The following is a 17,638-nucleotide window of genomic DNA, read 5'->3' on the forward strand; positions in this document are numbered from 1 at the left end:
CGCTCATCGGGGTCCCTGTTCGAAGCGGAGCGACGCGAGCATTCGAATGGGGTGGTTCATGCCGGCAACTGTACGCCGCGGCACGCCGATCCCGACCGGCACCGATAGGCTGCCGCCTATGGGGGTGAAGGCACCGCGCAACCGCGCGTTCACGATCGTCGTGAGCGTGCTCGTCGCCGTGGCCGCGGTCCCCGTGCTGATCATCGTGGCGGCCTCGGGAGCACCCACCCAGACAGTGGTCGCGGTGATCCTGGCCAGCGTCCCGGTGGTGCCGCTGGTGCTGCTCTACCTCTGGCTGGACCGCTACGAGCCGGAGCCGCGCGGCCTGCTCGCCCTGGGCCTGACCTGGGGTGCCTTCGTGGCCTGTCTGGCCGCGCTGATCATCGAGGGCCTGGGCGGTGTCGTCGCGGGCCTGCACGACGACACCCAGCTGGCGGTGGTCGCCCCGATCACCGAGGAGGCCTGCAAGGGCTTCTTCCTGCTGATGCTGCTGTGGTGGCGCCGCGACGAGCTCGACGGCGTCCTGGACGGCATCGTCTACGCCGGCATGGTCGGCATCGGGTTCGCGTTCACCGAGAACATCCTCTACCTGGCCGCCGCCTACAACGGCACCCAGGGGGTGGGCCCCGGTGGCGTGCAGGGGATGGCGGACACCTTCGTCGTACGGTGCCTGTTCAGCCCCTTCGCCCATCCGCTCTTCACCGCTTTCACCGGCATCGGCGTCGGCATCGCGGTCGGATCCCGCTCGGCGCTGCGGTGGCTTGCTCCGGTGGCGGGCTATGGGCTGGCCGTGGTCGCCCACGCCATCTGGAACTCCGCCACCATCTACGGCTTCGGCAGCGTCGTGGTGGTGTACGTCGTCCTCATGCTCCCGGCGGTGGTCGGCCTGGTCGCCATCGCGATCTGGGCGCGCCGGTCCGAGCGCCGGATGCTCGCCCTCTCGCTGGGCGACGCCGCCCGCCGGGGTCTGCTGCCCGCGACCGACATCGGCTGGGTGGTCGACCTCGGGGCGAGGCGCAGCGCCCGGCTCTACGCCCGCCGCTGGGGCGGCCCCGCGGCGGAGCGGGCGATGCGGGAGTATCAGCAGGCCGCCATCGAGCTCGGCTTCCTCCACTCCCGCTTCCTGCGCGGCACGCCGCCGCCCAACTTCGCTGCCCGCGGGCAGGAGTACGTCGCGAGAATCGGTGCGGTCCGGCCCCGGATCGCCTTCCCCGGACAGGTGGTACCCACACGATGACAAGCTCCGCCGCTGGTGCCGACAGCACCAAGATGGTGACCGAGCTGGTCCGGCTGCGCCAGGCACTCCAGGACGTCTCGCTTCCGCTGGACCTGGCCGGCATCGACGCGGCCCGCAAGACCCGCACCGAGCTGATGGACCAGCTCGAGGACTACGTCATCCCGCGGATGATGACCATCGACGCCCCGCTGCTGGCGGTCGTCGGCGGCTCCACCGGCGCCGGCAAGTCCACCCTGGTCAATTCGCTGGTCGGCGCGCGGGTCACGGCCCCCGGCCTGCTGCGGCCCACCACCCGCTCCCCGGTCCTGGTGCACAACCCCGCCGATGCGCACTGGTTCGGCCAGGACCGGCTGTTGCCGGAGCTGGCGCGGGTCGACCACGCCACCAACGACCCGAACGCGCTGCAGCTGGTCGCGTCGGAGAGCGTGCCCACCGGGCTGGCGATCCTGGATGCGCCCGACGTCGACTCCGTGGAGGAGCAGAACCGGCTGCTCGCCGCGCAGCTGCTCGCCGCCGCCGACCTGTGGATCTTCGTCACCTCCGCCGCGCGCTACGCCGACCAGGTGCCGTGGGAGTTCCTCAAGGCCGCCGCCGAGCGCTCCACCGCCGTCGCGGTGGTCCTGGACCGCACCCCCGCGGACGCGGTGCAGACCGTCGCCACCCACCTGGCCCGGATGCTGGCCGCCCGCGGCCTGAAGGACTCGCCGCTGTTCATCGTGCACGAGGGCACGGTGAGCGAGGAGGGCCTGGTGCCGGCGTCCAGCGTCGCCGAGGTCAGGGCCTGGCTCGACATGCTGGCTGACGATGCGACGGCGCGGCACGCGGTGGTCACCCAGACCCTGGACGGCGCGGTCCGGGCGCTGACCTTCAACGTGCACCCGATCGCCGACGCCGCCGCAGCCCAGTCCGGGGCGCTCGCCCGGCTGCGCAGCGACGCGGAGAGCGTGTACGACGCGGCGCTGCGCGCCATCATGACCGCGACCACCGACGGCACCATGATGCGCGGCGAGGTGCTGGCCCGCTGGCAGGAGTTCGTCGGCACCGGCGAGCTGCTCAAGTCGCTGGAGGACAAGGTGGGTCGGATCCGCGACCGGATGGTCAACGCCGTCAAGGGCAAGCCGCAGCAGGCCGAGCGGGTCTCGGTCGCCGTCGAGTCCGGGCTGGAGCTGCTGATCCTGGAGCAGGCCGAGGCGGCCGCCGAGCGCGCCGAGGCAGCCTGGCAGCAGACCGAGGCCGGGCGCGGCCTGCTCGCCGACGCCCCCAGCGACCTGGGCCGCGCCTCCCGTGCCCTGCGGAGCAAGGCCGAGCGGGCGGTGCGCGACTGGCAGCAGGACGTCGTGGAGATGATCCGCAGCGAGGGCGGCGGGAAGAAGGCCACGGCCCGGTTCCTGGCCTACGGCGTCAACGGGCTCGGCGTCGCGCTGATGGTGGTGGTCTTCGCCAACACCGCCGGTCTGACCGGTGCCGAGGTCGGCATCGCGGGCGGCACCGCCGTGGTCGGCCAGAAGCTGCTCGAGGCGGTCTTCGGCGATCAGGCCGTGCGCGACCTGGCCGCACGGGCACGGTCCGCGCTGGAGGCCCGGGTCGGCGCGCTGCTGGCCGAGGAGCGGGCCCGGTTCACCGGGGTCCTCGACGTACTCGCCGTGGACGCGGAGGCCGGTGATCGGCTGCGTCAGGCCGCTCGCCGGGTCGACGACGTGCGCTACTCCGCCCAGCGCAACCCGCTCGGCTGACCGATCGCCCGCGCCGACCACTACGCTGGGCCTACGTTGGGCCGAGTCCGCACCGATCGCCGAAGGGGAAGCATGCCGTCCTTGCTCGAGGGAGCCAAGAACCTGCAGACCTTGGGAACCGACATCGGGGACCGCCTCGACGGCCTGGCCGCCGCCACCGACGCTGCCCAGGGGCGGCTCGACGACGGCCTCGTGGAGAGCGCGCGCGCCGTCGTGGAGCGTGCCCAGGGGCGGCTCAAGCTCTCCTCCGAGCACACCGTGGTCGGCATCGCCGGCGCGACCGGGTCGGGGAAGTCCTCGACGTTCAACGCGCTGACCGGCCTGGAGCTGTCGGCGGTCGGCGTACGACGCCCGACGACCTCGTGGGCGACCGCCTGCGTCTGGGGCTCGCAGGGCGCGCGCGAGCTGCTGGAGTGGCTCGGCATCCCCGATCGGCACCAGACCACCCGCGACTCGATGCTCGACACCCGCCGCGAGGGCCACGAGCTGGACGGCGTGGTGCTGCTGGACCTGCCCGACCACGACTCCACGGAGGTGGCCCACCACCTCGAAGTGGACCGGCTGGTCGAGCTGGCCGACATGCTGATCTGGGTGCTGGACCCGCAGAAGTACGCCGACGCCGCCATCCACGACCGCTACCTCGAGCCGCTGAAGTCGCACGCCGAGGTGATGGTGGTCGTGCTCAACCACATCGACAAGGTGCCCGAGGAGCGGCGCGAGTCGATGCTGGCCGACGTCCGTCGGCTGCTGGACAACGACGGCCTGCAGCAGGTCCCGGTCATCCCGGTCTCGGCGCGGCTGGGCTGGGGCATCCCGGAGCTGAAGCAGGAGATCGCCCGGCGTGTCGCCGACAAGCGCGCGACGAAGAGCCGGCTGGAGGCGGACGTGAAGGCCGCGGCCGGCGCCATGCGCGAGGTCTCCGGCGAGGTGGCGCCGAAGAAGCTGGAGAAGGCGCGGATCGAGGCGCTGGACGACGCCATCGCCGAGGCCGCCGGAGTTCCGACCATCGTCGACGCCGTGCAGCGCTCCACTCGGCTGCGGGCCGGCCGGGCGACCGGCTGGCCGCTGGTCTCCTGGATCTCCGGTCTGCGCCCGGACCCGCTCAAGCGGCTCCACCTCGACCTCGGCGCCGAGGGCAGGGTGCTGACCGGCCGGGCCCGCACGTCGCTCCCCGAGGCCACGCAGGTGCAGCGCGCCCGCGTCGACACCGAGGTGCGCGCGCTGGCCGACGAGACCGGCTCGGGCCTCGGTGGGCCGTGGCGGGAATCGATCCGGCGCGCCTCCGTCTCGCACATCGACGAGCTCAACGACCGACTCGACGCCGCGCTCGGCGACGTCGACCTCGGCGCCTCCCGGTTGCCGGTCTGGGCTGGGCTGGTCCGGGTACTGCAGTGGCTGCTCATCATCGCCGCCCTCGGCGGCGCGGTGTGGACGATCGCGCTGGCGGTCTCCGGGACGCTCTCGGACAAGGACACCACCAAGGTCGCCGGCATCGCGCTCCCGCTGGCCGTGCTGGTCGGTGCTGTCGTGGTCGGCATCGTGCTGGCGCTGGTGTGCCGGGTGCTGGTGGCGGGCACGGCCCGCACCCGCGCCGCGACGGCGGACCGCCGGCTGCGCGAGGCCGTCTCGGGCGTGTCGAGCGAGCTCGTGGTCAAGCCGATCGAGGCCGAGCTGGCGGCGTACGGCGTCCTGCGCGAGGGACTCGCCAAGGCGCTCGCATAGCACGCAATGTTTCTCTAGTTAATAACTAGAGATAACATCGGCGGCATGACCGCCATTTCCGCCCTGCGTGCACCCCGGGTGCTCGGCCGCGCCGAGCTCGCCGCCTTGACCCAGCGCTACGCCGAGGACGTGCGGGCCGGCTGCTACCAGGTGCAGGCGGACCCGGAAGAGCGCTGGCACGTCCGGCTGCACTGCGACGAGCAGGTCGACGTGTGGCTGATCAGTTGGACCCAGGCCCAGGGCACGGAGCTGCACGACCACGGCGGTTCAGCGGGCGCCTTCACGGTCGTCGAGGGCACACTGACCGAGTCGGTCTGGTCGGTCGGCGGGCTGCGCGAGAACGCCCGGGCGGCGGGCGAGACGGTCGCCTTCGGCGAGCACTACGTGCATGATGTGACGAACCGGGAGGTGCCCGTCGCCGTCAGCGTGCACGCCTACTCCCCACCGCTCACGCTGATGAACTTCTACGAGATCGAGGAGGGGCGGTTGAGCAGACTGGCCTCCAGCTGGACCGACGACCCGGAGATCCCCACGCCGACCTACCGCTCCGTCGACGAGATGCTGGCCGACGCCCGGGCCGGCATCACCCGGTTGAGCCCTCAGGAGGCGGCGGCCGCGATCGAGGACGGCGCGCTCCTGGTCGACATCCGCCCGGCGTGGCAGCGGCAGGCCGCCGGTGAGGTGCCGGGCTCGCTCATCGTGGAGCGCAACCACCTCGAATGGCGGCTCCACCCCGGCTCCGATGCCCGGCTGCCGCAGGCGGCTGCCGGGCAGCGCTGGATCGTGCTGTGCGCGGAGGGCTACACGTCCTCGCTGGCGGCCGCGTCGCTGGCCTCACTGGGCATCCCGGCCGCCGATGTCGACGGGGGGATGGAGGCGTGGGTGGCTGCCGGGCTGCCCGTCGTACCGGGGGCGACGGCGGTGGAGCAGGTCGTCCGGTGAGCCGCAGGCCTCCCGGATTGTCGGTGCCGCACGTCATGATGGCCGCATGATCGAGTACCGATCGGCCGCGAAGACGTTCGCCGACGGCACCGAGGCGGTGCGCGAGTTCAGCCTGACGCTGCCCTCCCGCAGCACCACGGTGCTGGTCGGCTCCTCGGGCTGCGGCAAGACCACGCTGCTGCGGATGGTCAACCGGATGGTGGACCCGACCGGGGGGCAGGTGCTGATCGACGACGTCGACGTCGCCTCCCGCAACCCGGTGGAGCTGCGCCGCTCGATCGGCTACGTGATGCAGCACTCCGGCCTGCTGCCGCACCGCAAGGTCGTGGACAACGTGGCCACCCCGCTGCTGCTCGGCGGCGTGCGCCGGCGGGAGGCCCGCACCCGGGCGCTGGCCGCGCTCGAGACGGTCGGCCTCGACCTCGCGCTGGCCGACCGTTACCCCAGTCAGCTCTCCGGCGGCCAGCAGCAGCGGGTCGGGGTCGCCCGCGGGCTGGTCGCCGATCCCAACATCCTGCTGATGGACGAGCCGTTCGGCGCGGTCGACCCGATCGTGCGCGACGAGCTGCAGCAGGAGTTGCTGCGGCTGCAGCGCGAGCTGGGCAAGACCATCGTCTTCGTCACCCACGACATCGAGGAGGCCTTCCGACTCGGCGACCGGGTGGCGATCCTGGAGAAGGGGGGCAAGACCGCCCAGGTCGGCTCGCCGGCACAGATCCTGGCTGCGCCGGCCAATGACTTCGTGCGCAGCTTCGTCGGGTTGGACCGCGGGCGCCGTACTCTCCGGGTGGCCGAGATCGGCGGGCAACGGGTCGTCGTCGATGCCGACGGCCGGCCGGCGGGCGTGTTGGGCGACGACTCCCACGCCGGAAGCGTCGGCTAGCGTGACCTGGTTCCTGGACAACCTCTCCTACATCCGTGGGCTGGCCTGGCGGCACCTGTGGCTGTCGGTGCTGCCGGTGGCGCTCGGGTTCGTCATCGCGGTGCCGATCGGCTGGTACGCCGCGCGGTCGCGCCGCATCGGCGGCGCACTGCTCACCATCGGCAGCCTGGTCTACACGATCCCGTCGCTGCCGCTGCTGGTGATCATTCCCGGTCTGCTCGGCACCTCGTTCCTCGATCCGACGAACGTCGTTCTCGTGCTCACCATCTACGCCGTCGCGGTGATGCTGCGCTCGGCCGCCGACGGCTTCGCCAGCGTGCCGCGCGCGGTCGGGGACGCCGCTCGCGCGAGCGGCTACGCCCGCTGGCAGCAGGTGCTCCTGGTCGAGCTGCCGCTGGCCGGGCCGGTGCTGCTCGCCGGGGTGCGGGTGGTGTCGGTGAGCACGGTCAGCCTGGTCACGATCGCGCCGCTGATCGGTGTCGCCAACCTCGGGTCGCTGTTCACCGACGGGTTCCAGCGCTACTTCACCACCGAGATCATCATCGGCGTGCTGTGCGTGGTCGTGCTGGCGCTGGTGCTCGACCTGCTGTGGGTGCTGATCGGCCGGCTGGCGATGCCGTGGCTGCGGGTGAGCACCCGATGAGCGTCTTCTCCCAGGCCATGTCCTGGCTGAGCGACGGCGCCCACTGGCAGGGCGACGACGGCTTCCCGCACCGCATCGCCCAGCATGTCGGCTACACCGCGCTGACGGTCGCGATCGCGACGGCGATCGCCGTGCCGCTGGGCCTGTGGATCGGTCATACCGGGCGGCTGCGCGGGCTCGCGGTCGCCGTCACCGGTGCGCTGCGGGCGCTGCCCACGCTCGGGCTGCTGACCCTGATGGTGCTCTGGCGCGGCATCGGGCTGACCCCGCCGACGATCGCGCTCGTGGTGCTGGCGATCCCGCCGCTGCTGGCGGGAGCGTACGCCGGGCTCGAGTCGGTCGATCGGGCCACCGTCGACGCCGCCCGGGCGATCGGGATGACCGAGTGGCAGGTGCTCGGGCGGGTCGAGATCCCGCTGGCGATGCCGCTCATCCTCGGCGGGATCAGGTCGGCCGTGCTGCAGGTGGTGGCCACCGCGACCATCGCGGCGTACATCGGGCTGGGCGGGCTGGGCCGCTATCTCATCGACGGGCTGGCGGTTCGGGACTATCCGCAGATGCTGGCTGGTTCTCTGGTCATCGTCGTGCTGGCACTCGTCCTCGACGGCTGCTTCGCCGTCCTCCAACGTGTTCTCTCTCCCCAACGATGAGTAAGGAAGAAACCATGAAGGTAGCTCGACTGGCCGCTACGGTCGCCGCGGCGGGTCTCGCCCTGACGCTGGCCGCCTGTGGTGGCAACCCGACCAACACCGCCTCGGGATCGGACACGTCGGGCGCCTCCGCCTCGTCGTCCGGCTCCGGCGGCTCCGGCAGCACCGCGCCGGTCGTGGGGTCGGCCTCGTTCCCCGAGAGCGAGGTCCTCGCGGAGATCTACGCCCAGGCCCTGCAGGCCAAGGGCATCGACGCCTCGACGCACCTGGACATCGGGCAGCGCGAGGCCTACATCGGGGCCCTGAAGGACGGCTCCATCTCGCTGTTCCCCGAGTACACCGGCAACCTGCTGACGTACTTCCAGCCCAACGCCACCCAGACCGCGCCCGACGACGTACTCACCGCGCTGAAGGCGGCGCTGCCCGACACGCTGACGGTGCTGACGCCGGCGGCGGCCGAGGACAAGGACTCCTACAACGTCACCGCGGACTTCGCCGCGAAGCACCACCTGACCTCGATCGCCGACCTCAAGGGCATCTCCGGTCTCTCTCTGGCCGGGAACCCGGAGCTGAAGACGCGCTCGTACGGCGTCCCAGGGCTGCAGAAGGTCTACGGCATCTCGGGGATCAAGTTCACCGCGATCAGCGACTCCGGCGGCCCCGCCACCCTCAAGGCGCTGACCTCGGGCAAGGTGGACGTGGCCGACATCTACTCGACCACGCCGTCGATCACTCAGAACCACCTGGTCACGCTGACCGACCCGCAGCACCTGATCGCGGCCCAGAACGTCATCCCGCTGATCCGCAAGGACCACGACAACGCCACCGTGGACCAGACGCTGGACGCGGTCTCGGCGAAGCTGACCACACAGTCGCTGCTCGACCTCAACGCCAAGCTCAACGGCCCCTCCACGCCGAAGGCGTCCGACGTGGCGGCGCAGTGGCTGAAGGACAACGGCCTGGCCTGACCCCTCGCCGAGAGGTCACTTTTGGCGGGTCGAGAGGTCACTTTTGGCGGGTCGAGTGTCCACCTGTGCACTACTCGACCGCCGAAAGTGGCCGGCTTCCGTCCACACGGCACGTTCGGGACCTGGGTCTCCACAGCCTCGGCGGTGGAAACCCAGGGCCTGTCGGTGGGGGCGGCGACGCTCGTGTCAGGGCAGCGGATGACTGCCGGACAGGAGTAGAGAGAACAATGAACGAGTCCTTCATCACCGTGCAGGGGTACGTCGGCAGCACCGTGCTGCTGCGGCAGGCGGGCGACCACAAGGTCGCGAGCTTCCGGCTGGGCGTCACGCCGCGCAAGCTCGACCGGTCGACCGGCGCGTGGCACGACGGCGAGACCCAGTGGTACTCGGTGAGTGCCTGGCGCACGCTCGGGGAGAACGTCACGGCCTCGCTGCGCAAGGGCGACCCGGTTGTGGTGCAGGGTCGGCTGACGGCGCGCACCTGGATCAACGCCAGCCACGCCGAGGTGGTCTCCTACGAGATCGAGGCGACCCACGTCGGCCACGACCTGCACCGCGGCACCACGCACTTCCAGAAGAACGTCCGCCCCGGCGCCGACCCGGCCGCCGGCCAGCAGGGCCTGCCCGAGCCGGCCGGGGTCGAGGCGGAGGCGCCGCGCGAAGCGGCGTCCCGCGCCGACTGGAACCCGCCGCTCCACGAGGCGTCCGACCTCGCGGGGGCGGCCTGACCGGTGCCCGCCTCGGTCGCCGATCCGCCGTCACGGCGGTCGGCGGCCGGGCGACCCGCGACGCTGCCGGCGCCGGTGAGCCCCGGATCGGGTCCCGTTCGGATTCTCAACTAGGCTTGCGACCCGTGGCTGAATACATCCTCTCCCTGCGCAACGTGCGCAAGGCGCACGGCGACAAGGTCGTTCTCGACAACGTGACGCTGTCGTTCCTGCACGGCGCCAAAATCGGTGTCGTCGGGCCCAACGGCATGGGCAAGTCCTCGCTGCTCAAGCTGATGGCCGGGCTCGACCAGCCGAACAACGGCGACGTCATCCGGGACGCCGACGCCACGGTGGGGATGCTGCAGCAGGAGCCGCCGCTGACCGAGGGCAAGACCGTCTTGGAGAACGTCCAGGAGGCGGTCGGCGACATCAAGGCGAAGTTGGACCGCTACAACGAGATCTCCGAGCTGATGGCCGACCCGGAGGCCGACTTCGACACCCTGCTGGCCGAGATGGGCAACCTGCAGGAGGAGCTCGACCACGCCAACGCCTGGGACCTCGACTCCCGGCTCGACCAGGCGATGGACGCGCTGCGCTGCCCGCCGCCGGACGCCATCGTGGACAACCTCTCCGGTGGTGAGCGCCGTCGGGTCGCGCTGTGCAAGCTGCTGCTCCAGCAGCCCGATCTGCTGCTGCTCGACGAGCCCACCAACCACCTCGACGCCGAGTCCGTGCAGTGGCTGGAGGGCCACCTCAAGACCTACCCCGGCGCCGTCCTGGCGGTCACCCACGACCGCTACTTCCTCGACAACGTCGCCCAGTGGATCGCCGAGGTCGACCGCGGGTCGATCCACGGCTACGAGGGCAACTACTCCACCTACCTGGAGACGAAGAAGGAGCGCCTCAAGATCGAGGGGCAGAAGGACGCCAAGCGCGCCAAGATGCTGGAGAAGGAGCTGGAGTGGGTGCGCTCCAACGCCAAGGCGCGCCAGACCAAGTCGAAGTCGCGTCTGGCCCGCTACGAGGAGCTGGCCGCCGAGGCCGACAAGGCCCGCAAGATCGACACCGCCGACATCAACATCCCGCCCGGTCCGCGGCTGGGTGACGTCGTCCTGGAGGCGCATCACCTGGTGAAGGCGTTCGAGGGCCGCACTCTGTGGAACGACATCTCCTTCACGTTGCCCAAGGCCGGCATCGTCGGCGTCGTCGGCCCCAACGGCGTCGGCAAGACCACGCTGTTCCGCATGATCACCGGTGGCGAGACGCCGGACTCGGGCGAGTTGAAGGTCGGCCAAACCGTCAAGATCTCCTACGTCGACCAGAGCCGTGGCGGCATCGACCCCAACAAGAACGTCTGGGAGGTCGTCTCCGACGGGCTGGACTTCATCAAGGTCGCCAACTTCGAGATGAACAGCCGCGCCTATGTCGCGTCGTTCGGTTTCAAGGGCCCCGATCAGCAGAAGAAGGCCGGCGTTCTCTCGGGTGGTGAGCGCAACCGGCTCAACCTGGCGTTGACGCTCAAGCAGGGTGGGAACCTGCTGCTCCTGGACGAGCCCACCAATGACCTGGACGTGGAGACCCTGTCCTCACTCGAGGATGCGCTGCTCGACTTCCCCGGCTGCGCCGTGGTCACCTCCCACGACCGCTGGTTCCTCGACCGCATCGCCACCCACATCCTCGCCTGGGAGGGCGACGACGAGGACGGCGGCAAGTGGTTCTGGTTCGAGGGCAACTTCGCGTCCTACGAGGAGAACAAGGTCGAGCGCCTCGGCGTCGAGGCGGCCCGGCCGCACCGGGTGACCCACCGTCGCCTCACCCGCGACTGACCGCAGCGTCGCCGAGCCGTCTCCAGCAGTCGGCTCACCATGCCGCTGCGCACCGCACTGTCACCGGTGAGACCTCAACGTGTCACCGGTGACAGTGCGCGTCGAGAGTGATAGCTGCGAGGTGTCACCGCGGCCGGACCTGTCGCGGTGACACCTCCGGCGCGGGTCTCAGCGGCCGAAGCGGATGAGCTGTCCGCTCGGGACCATGTTGCCGGTCGGATCCTCCGGGGTGCCGGAGAGCACGTTGCTGGTGAAGTAGAGGCCCTGCGGCGTCCATTCCACCTCACCCGGCGTGGGCGTCGAGATCGCGTTGGTCACGGTCGCGCCGTGGCGACCCAGTGTGACCTTCGAGATCTCGTTGCCGAACAGCTGGGCGACGTACAGCGTGCCGGTCGGAGTCACCGCGAGGCCGGTCGGGTCGGTCAGGCCGGTGACCACCGGACGGGCCAGGCGCGAGCTCGCGGCGTCACCGCCGTGGTGCTGCCAGGGGCGCCAGCCGTGCTGCGTGCCGTGCTGCTTGCCTAGGCGCTTCGCGATCGGCCGGAAGGCGTGGCGGGTGGCCTGCGCGCCGATCGCGAACACGCTGCCGCGCGCGCCGAGCTGAGGCCCTTCCGGTCCGCCGGGCAGGCTGGTGACGTAGACGGTGCCGGTCGGCCCCACCTCGATGTCGGTCGGCACCGGCTCGAAGTAGTACGTCGAGCCGACGAAGCAGGGGTCGAGCCCCATGCCGCTGGCCACGTCGCTGGTGATCGACAGCGGAATGCCCGGCAGCGTCGCGACGGTGCGGATGGTGTGACCGCTCGGCGAGACCAGCAGGACGTCGTTGCCGCCGGCGTCGGCGACGTAGATCCAGCCGTCGCGGCGCACATAGGTGGCGTAGGGATGCGAGTCGACCGCGCCGGTGTAGGTGGCCGGGCCGTTGGCGGTCGGCCACTTGGCGGCGCAGGTCGGGTCGATGTCACGGAAGCCGTACGTCGTGCCCTGGTCCGGGTTCACGCGGTTCTCGTAGGTGCGGAGGTCGGCGATCGTGCGGACATGTCCGGAGGGGGTGAGGACCTTCAGCCAGCTGTCGAGGTTGACGCCTTCGCCCTCGCTCTGGGTGACGGTGAAGACGACGTTGCGGCCGGCGAGCGAGAGTCCGCCGACCTCGTACCCGTTCGGATCGGTGTAGACGGTGGTGGAGTGTCCGCGCCGGTCGACCCGGTCGATCTTGCCGGCGAAGTTCTCCGAGACGTAGGCGGTGCCGTTGGCGGCCACGGCAGCGCGCAGCGGGGATAGCAGTCCGCTGGCCAGGACGTGCTGGCTGGGGAAGGACGGATGGGGGTGATGGGTGCCCGGGTGCGCCGAGGCCGGCGCTGCGGTCAGCGCGGCGCCGGCGAGCCCGAGGGCGACGGCCGTGCTGGCGAGTTTGGGGGTGCTCAACATGCTCTGCCTCCTTGCAGAAAGATGACCATCCCGACGCTGCCGCAGCGCGAGCACGGGGAAAATCCCCCGTGCTGGGTATATTCCGCGACGGACTCCGCCGCCGCAGAGCCCTAGCGGATCTCGAGGTCCGGTCGCTCGGAGATGAGGTGGTCGGCAACGGCGTTCATGACCCGGCCGAGCGCCGCGAAGTCCTCCTTGGAGGCGAGGTCGACCAGGTGGTCGCGTACGCCGGAGACGTGCACCGGCGCCGCCTCCACGAGCAGATCGTGGCCCTTCCGGGTGAGGACGGCGTCGACACCCCGTCCGTCGACTCGCGACGTACGCCGCTCGACCAGGCCGGCCTTCTCCATCCGTGCGATCGTGTGGGTCACCCGGGAGCGGGAGTGTCCCATCGCGCTGGCGAGCTGGGCCATCCGCAGGGTGCCGTCGCTCTCGGAGAGCCGCACCAGGATCTCGTACTCGGCCAGCGACAGGTCGAACGTCGCGCGCAGGTCGTCGTCGAGCTTGTCCTGCAGCAGCGTCATCCCCATGATCAGCCCGCGCCAGGACCGCTGTTGGGCGGCATCGAGCCAGCGGGTCTCCTCGCTCACGACGCCGAGTCTAGGAGACGACGCGGTCGGGCCCGCCCCCACGTTGAATCGGGGAAAATTCACGCCCGAGTCCGGAGGGTTGCTCCGGACTCGGGCGTGCGAAATCCACGATTCGACGGTCAGAGGCGTTCGAGGATGAGTGCCATGCCCATGCCGCCGCCCACGCACATGGTGATCAGGCCGGTGGTCTTGTCGTGCCACTCCAGGGAGTTGAGCATGGTGTTCTGCAGTCGGGCGCCGGTCATGCCGAAGGGGTGGCCCACGGCGATCGCGCCGCCGTTGACGTTGAGCCGGTCCAGGTCGATGCCGAGGTCCTGGTAGGAGGGCACGACCTGGGCGGCGAACGCCTCGTTGATCTCGACCAGGTCGATGTCGCCGATCGACATGCCGGCGGATGCCAGGGCTCGCTTCGAGGCCTCGACCGGCCCCAGGCCCATGATCTCGGGGGAGAGGCCGGAGACGCCGGTGGCCACGATCCGCGCCAGCGGCGTGATGCCCAGCTCGGCCGCGCGGACGTCGGACATGATCACCACCGCGGCGGCGCCGTCGTTGAGCGGGCAGCAGTTGCCGGCGGTGACTACGCCGTCGGGACGGAACACCGGCTGCAGCGCCGCGATCGCCTCGTAGGTGACGCCGGCGCGCGGGCCGTCGTCGGCGGAGACGACGGTGCCGTCGGGCGTGGTGACGGGGGTGATCTCGCGGGCCCAGAAGCCGTCGGCGATCGCCTTCTCGGCCAGGTTCTGCGAGCGCACCGCGAACTCGTCCAGCTCCCGCCGGTCCAGGCCGCGCAGGGTGGCGACGTTCTCGGCGGTCTGGCCCATCGCGATGTAGACGTCGGGCAGCAGGCCGTCCTCGCGCGGGTCGTGCCAGGGGCCGCTGGCGGCGCTGCCGGCCTCGGCGGTGGCCTTCGTCCGGGCCTGAGCCTCGTCGAAGAGGTGGTTGTGGGTGTCGGGCCAGTGGTCGGAGGTGCCCTTGGCAAAGCGGGAGACGGTCTCCACGCCGGCCGAGACGAACACGTCGCCCTCGCCGGCCTTGATCGCGTGGAACGCCATCCGGGTGGTCTGCACCGAGGAGGAGCAATAGCGGGTGATCGTCGTACCGGGGACGTTGTCATAGCCCAGCAGCACGGGGATGTTGCGCCCCATGTTGTTGCCCGACTCGCCTCCGGGCAGCCCGCAGCCGAGCAGGAAGTCGTCGATCGTGTTCGGGTCGAGCTCGGGGATCTTGTCCAGCGCCGCCTTGGTGATCAGCGCGGTGAGGTCGTCGGGACGGAAGTCCTTCAGGGAGCCCTTGTTGGCGCGCCCGATCGGCGAGCGGGCTGCGGAAACGATGACGGCCTCAGGCATGGCGACTCCAGTTACTCATGAGTAGGGAAGGTGCTCCGGCCACCATAGTGCCCCGCCGGGAGGGTACGGCGACAGGCCTCGCGCCGGGTTTGGGAGGATCCTGGGGTGCGACACCGCTACGAGTGCCCGATGCGCTGGGCCGACATGGATCTCCTGGGCCACGTCAACAACGTCGTGTACGCCGACTACCTGCAGGAGGCCCGCGTCGACATGCTGCGGGTGCATGCCCGCGGACCGGCCACCGGCGCGCTCGCCGAGGCGCTGATCGTGGTCAGCAACCGGCTGGTCTACGTCGAGCCGCTGGTCTTCGACGGCGGCCCCGTCTCGATCGAGTGCTGGGTCACCGAGGTCCGGGCCGCGACCGCGACGCTGGCTTACGAGGTCTTCCGGGAGACGCCCGCGGGCGAGCGGACCGTCTACCTGACGGCCTCCACGGTGCTGACGCCGTACGTCTTCGCCGACGAGCGCCCGCGTCGCTTCGCCGCCGAGGAGCGCGCGGCGCTGGCGGCCTACCTGGAGGAGCCGCTGGCGGCGCTGAGCCGCCCCACGGAGTACGGCGCCCCGCGTCACGACGAGCTGGGCCACTACCCGCTGCGGGTGCGCTTCTCCGACGTGGATGTCTACGGCCACGTCAACAACGTGAAGTACTTCGAGTTCTTCCAGGAGGCTCGGGTCTCGCTGATGGCCCGCCAGGTCGAGGCGGCCGGGCTGGAGCGCTATCCGTCGGTGGTGGTCGCACAGCAGGACATCGACTACCGGCGGCCGATCCTGTTCCGCGCGGAGCCGTACGAGTGCCACACCTGGATCGGCCACGTCGGCAACCGCTCGATGGTGCTCGAGGCCGAGATCCGCGACACGGCCGCGGAGCCGGGCACGGGCGAGCTGCTGGCGCGCGGTCGGTTCGTGATGGTCTTCTTCGACCCGGCGACCGGCCGCAGCGCCGCCCCGCCCGAGGAGCTCCGCCAGGCGCTTCTGGCACTGGCCTGAGAGGAGGCCGGCCGGTCAAGGATGCGTCAAACGGCCCGGCCGGCTCGTCAAGGAAGCGTCAAGGACGGCCCGGACGACGCCGCAGCTGACCTAGACCTGAGGTCGTGTCCGATCTCATCTATCTGGCGCTGACCCTGGCCTCTTTCGCCGGGCTGGCGCTCCTGCTCGGCCTGCTCGATCGCGGTGGCGAGCGGTGAGTGCCACCACTGCGGCCGTCCTGCAGATCCTCGTCCTGGCCGCCGCGCTGGCGGTGACGGTCCCGTTCCTGGGTCGCCACCTCGCCCGGGTCTACACCGCCGAGCGCCACCTGCGGCTCGAGCGGGCGGCCTACCGTCTGCTGCGGGTCGATCCCGACGCCGACCAGCACTGGCGCTCCTACGCGATGTCGGTGCTCGGGTTCAGCCTGGTCGGCATCCTGATCCTGTACGCCGTCGAGCGACTCCAGCACCACCTGCCGCTGAGCCTCGGCTTCGCCGGCTTCGACCCGGCGGGAGCGTGGAACACCGCCGTCTCGTTCGTGACCAACACGAACTGGCAGTGGTACTCCGGCGAGTCGGCCGCCGGCCACCTGCTCCAGGCCGGCGGCCTGACCGTGCAGAACTTCGTCTCGGCGGCGGTCGGGATGTCGGTCGCGGCGGCGTTCGCCCGCGGCATCGCCCGGGCCCGCGCCGGCGGTCGGGTCGGCAACTTCTGGAGTGACCTGGTGCGCGGCACGGTCCGGGTGCTGCTGCCGATCGCGTTCGTGAGCGCGCTGGTGTTGGTGGCGGGAGGAGTGATCGAGAACTTCCACGGCGTCCATGAGGTCACCACCCTGGGCGGCGCCCACCAGGGCATCACCGGGGGACCGGTCGCCAGCCAGGAGTCGATCAAGCTGCTGGGCACCAACGGCGGCGGCTTCTACAACGCCAACAGCGCCCATCCGTTCGAGAACCCGAACGCGTTCACCAATCTGTTCGAGATCTTCCTGCTTCTGGTGATCCCGTTCGCGATGGCGTGGGCGTTCGGCCTGATGGTGAAGGACAGGCGCCAGGGCGGCGCCGTACTCGCGACCATGGTGGTCCTGGCGGCCGCGGCCGTCTCGTTGCTGACCTGGGTGGAGATGTCCACCGCCGGCCGCGCCATCAGGCTCGCCGGCGCCGCCATGGAGGGCAAGGAGACCCGTTTCGGCGAGGCCGCCGGTGCGCTGTTCGGGGCCGCGACGACGCTGACCTCGACCGGTGCGGTCGACTCGATGCACGACAGCCTCACACCGCAGGGCGGCGGCATCGCGATGTTCGACATGATGCTCGGCGAGATCGCCCCCGGCGGCGTCGGCTCGGGGCTCTACGGCCTGCTGATGCTGGCCGTGGTGACGGTGTTCCTGTGCGGCCTGATGGTCGGCCGGACGCCGGAATACCTGGGCCAAGAAGATCGGCCAGCGCGAGATCGTGCTGGTGGCCAGCTACATCCTGACCACTCCGGTGCTGGCCCTGCTCGGGGCGCTCCTGCTCTTCGGGCGGGTCCTGCCGATCGTCTTCGTGCTCGCCCTGGCCGGCCGGTTCGCCGCCGCCAAGGCACAGCCGGCGAGCGCCGGCACGCTGCCCACCCACCGGCCGCTGTTCGTGGCCCTGCTCACCGGCGTCGCCTTGGTCGTGGTCGGCCTGACCTACGTCCCGGCGCTCGCCCTCGGTCCGATCGCGGAGTCGCTGTCATGACTACCTCGTCAGTTCTCATCCTCGACCAGATCGTCCAGGCGCTGCCCGGCACGGTCCGCAAGCTCGATCCACGCACCCTCCTCGCCACCCCGGTCATGCTGATCGTGGAGATCGGCGTTCTTCATCACCTGGCGGTTCCAAGCCGGCGTCGACGCGCAGGGCGGCGCCTACGCCACCGGGGTGCTGGTCTTGATGAGCTCGGCCGCGGTGGCGGTGACGCTGGCGGCGTACCGAGCGGGTCAGCGGCGCCGGACGATCGGCTTCGGCGCCGTCGCCGTGGTC

General features: G+C 70.9%; 14 protein-coding genes and 1 pseudogene. 12 read left to right on the forward strand and 3 right to left on the reverse strand.

From position 1 onward, the window contains the following. The first annotated feature begins 118 nt into the window (after positions 1-118). The 10 genes from VHA72_RS07870 to ettA all read left to right on the forward strand — a co-directional run bounded on the left by VHA72_RS07870 (position 119) and on the right by ettA (position 11,314). On the forward strand, positions 119-1,237 hold the full coding sequence (locus VHA72_RS07870) for a PrsW family intramembrane metalloprotease (RefSeq protein WP_325573967.1): 1,119 nt from the start codon (positions 119-121) through the stop codon (positions 1,235-1,237). Next, entirely contained in the window at positions 1,234-2,970 is a 1,737-nt protein-coding gene (locus VHA72_RS07875; RefSeq protein WP_325573969.1) for a dynamin family protein, read from the forward strand. The genes VHA72_RS07870 and VHA72_RS07875 overlap by 4 nt, the downstream gene beginning before the upstream one ends. 72 nt (positions 2,971-3,042) lie before the next feature. Next, the gene (locus VHA72_RS07880; protein WP_325573971.1) at positions 3,043-4,692 is read left to right on the forward strand and encodes a YfjP family GTPase; all 1,650 of its coding nucleotides are present in this window, start codon (positions 3,043-3,045) and stop codon (positions 4,690-4,692) included. Between the two features lie 45 nt (positions 4,693-4,737). After that, complete coding sequence (locus tag VHA72_RS07885) at positions 4,738-5,634, forward strand: rhodanese-like domain-containing protein (RefSeq protein WP_325573973.1); 897 nt, start codon at positions 4,738-4,740, stop codon at positions 5,632-5,634. Positions 5,635-5,680: 46 nt separating this feature from the next. Next, a complete protein-coding gene (locus VHA72_RS07890; RefSeq protein WP_325573975.1) occupies positions 5,681-6,517 on the forward strand; it encodes an ABC transporter ATP-binding protein in 837 nt (278 codons plus the stop codon). A gap of 1 nt (position 6,518) precedes the next feature. Next, positions 6,519-7,160, forward strand: coding sequence for an ABC transporter permease (locus tag VHA72_RS07895; RefSeq protein WP_325573977.1), 642 nt, complete (start codon positions 6,519-6,521; stop codon positions 7,158-7,160). Next, entirely contained in the window at positions 7,157-7,810 is a 654-nt protein-coding gene (locus VHA72_RS07900) for an ABC transporter permease (protein ID WP_325573979.1), read from the forward strand. Before VHA72_RS07895 ends, VHA72_RS07900 begins: the two co-directional genes overlap by 4 nt. Before the next feature lie 14 nt (positions 7,811-7,824). Further along, entirely contained in the window at positions 7,825-8,778 is a 954-nt protein-coding gene (locus VHA72_RS07905; protein ID WP_325573981.1) for an ABC transporter substrate-binding protein, read from the forward strand. A gap of 227 nt (positions 8,779-9,005) precedes the next feature. Beyond that, positions 9,006-9,506, forward strand: a complete 501-nt coding sequence (locus VHA72_RS07910; protein WP_325573983.1) for a single-stranded DNA-binding protein — start codon at positions 9,006-9,008, stop codon at positions 9,504-9,506. A 125-nt stretch (positions 9,507-9,631) separates the two neighbouring features. Further along, positions 9,632-11,314: an energy-dependent translational throttle protein EttA gene (gene ettA / locus VHA72_RS07915; RefSeq protein ID WP_325573985.1), complete on the forward strand. Its 1,683-nt coding sequence runs from the start codon at positions 9,632-9,634 to the stop codon at positions 11,312-11,314. 168 nt (positions 11,315-11,482) lie between these two features. On the opposite strand, the gene VHA72_RS07920 is transcribed toward ettA, so the two are convergent. The 3 genes from VHA72_RS07920 to VHA72_RS07930 all read right to left on the reverse strand — a co-directional run bounded on the left by VHA72_RS07920 (position 11,483) and on the right by VHA72_RS07930 (position 14,675). Further along, a complete protein-coding gene (locus VHA72_RS07920; protein ID WP_325573987.1) occupies positions 11,483-12,739 on the reverse strand; it encodes a ScyD/ScyE family protein in 1,257 nt (418 codons plus the stop codon). A 110-nt stretch (positions 12,740-12,849) separates the two neighbouring features. After that, on the reverse strand, positions 12,850-13,329 hold the full coding sequence (locus VHA72_RS07925; RefSeq protein WP_325573989.1) for a MarR family winged helix-turn-helix transcriptional regulator: 480 nt from the start codon (positions 13,327-13,329) through the stop codon (positions 12,850-12,852). Positions 13,330-13,448: 119 nt separating this feature from the next. Continuing rightward, complete coding sequence (locus VHA72_RS07930) at positions 13,449-14,675, reverse strand: acetyl-CoA C-acetyltransferase (RefSeq protein ID WP_325573991.1); 1,227 nt, start codon at positions 14,673-14,675, stop codon at positions 13,449-13,451. Positions 14,676-14,780: 105 nt separating this feature from the next. On the opposite strand from VHA72_RS07930, the gene VHA72_RS07935 reads away from it, so the two are divergent. Beyond that, positions 14,781-15,662: an acyl-CoA thioesterase gene (locus VHA72_RS07935; protein ID WP_325573993.1), complete on the forward strand. Its 882-nt coding sequence runs from the start codon at positions 14,781-14,783 to the stop codon at positions 15,660-15,662. Positions 15,663-15,855: 193 nt separating this feature from the next. After that, positions 15,856-17,356: pseudogene (gene kdpA / locus VHA72_RS07940) on the forward strand (potassium-transporting ATPase subunit KdpA). Positions 17,357-17,638 lie beyond the last annotated feature (282 nt).

The organism is Nocardioides sp., from assembly GCF_035547795.1.
Taxonomy (GTDB): domain Bacteria; phylum Actinomycetota; class Actinomycetes; order Propionibacteriales; family Nocardioidaceae; genus Nocardioides.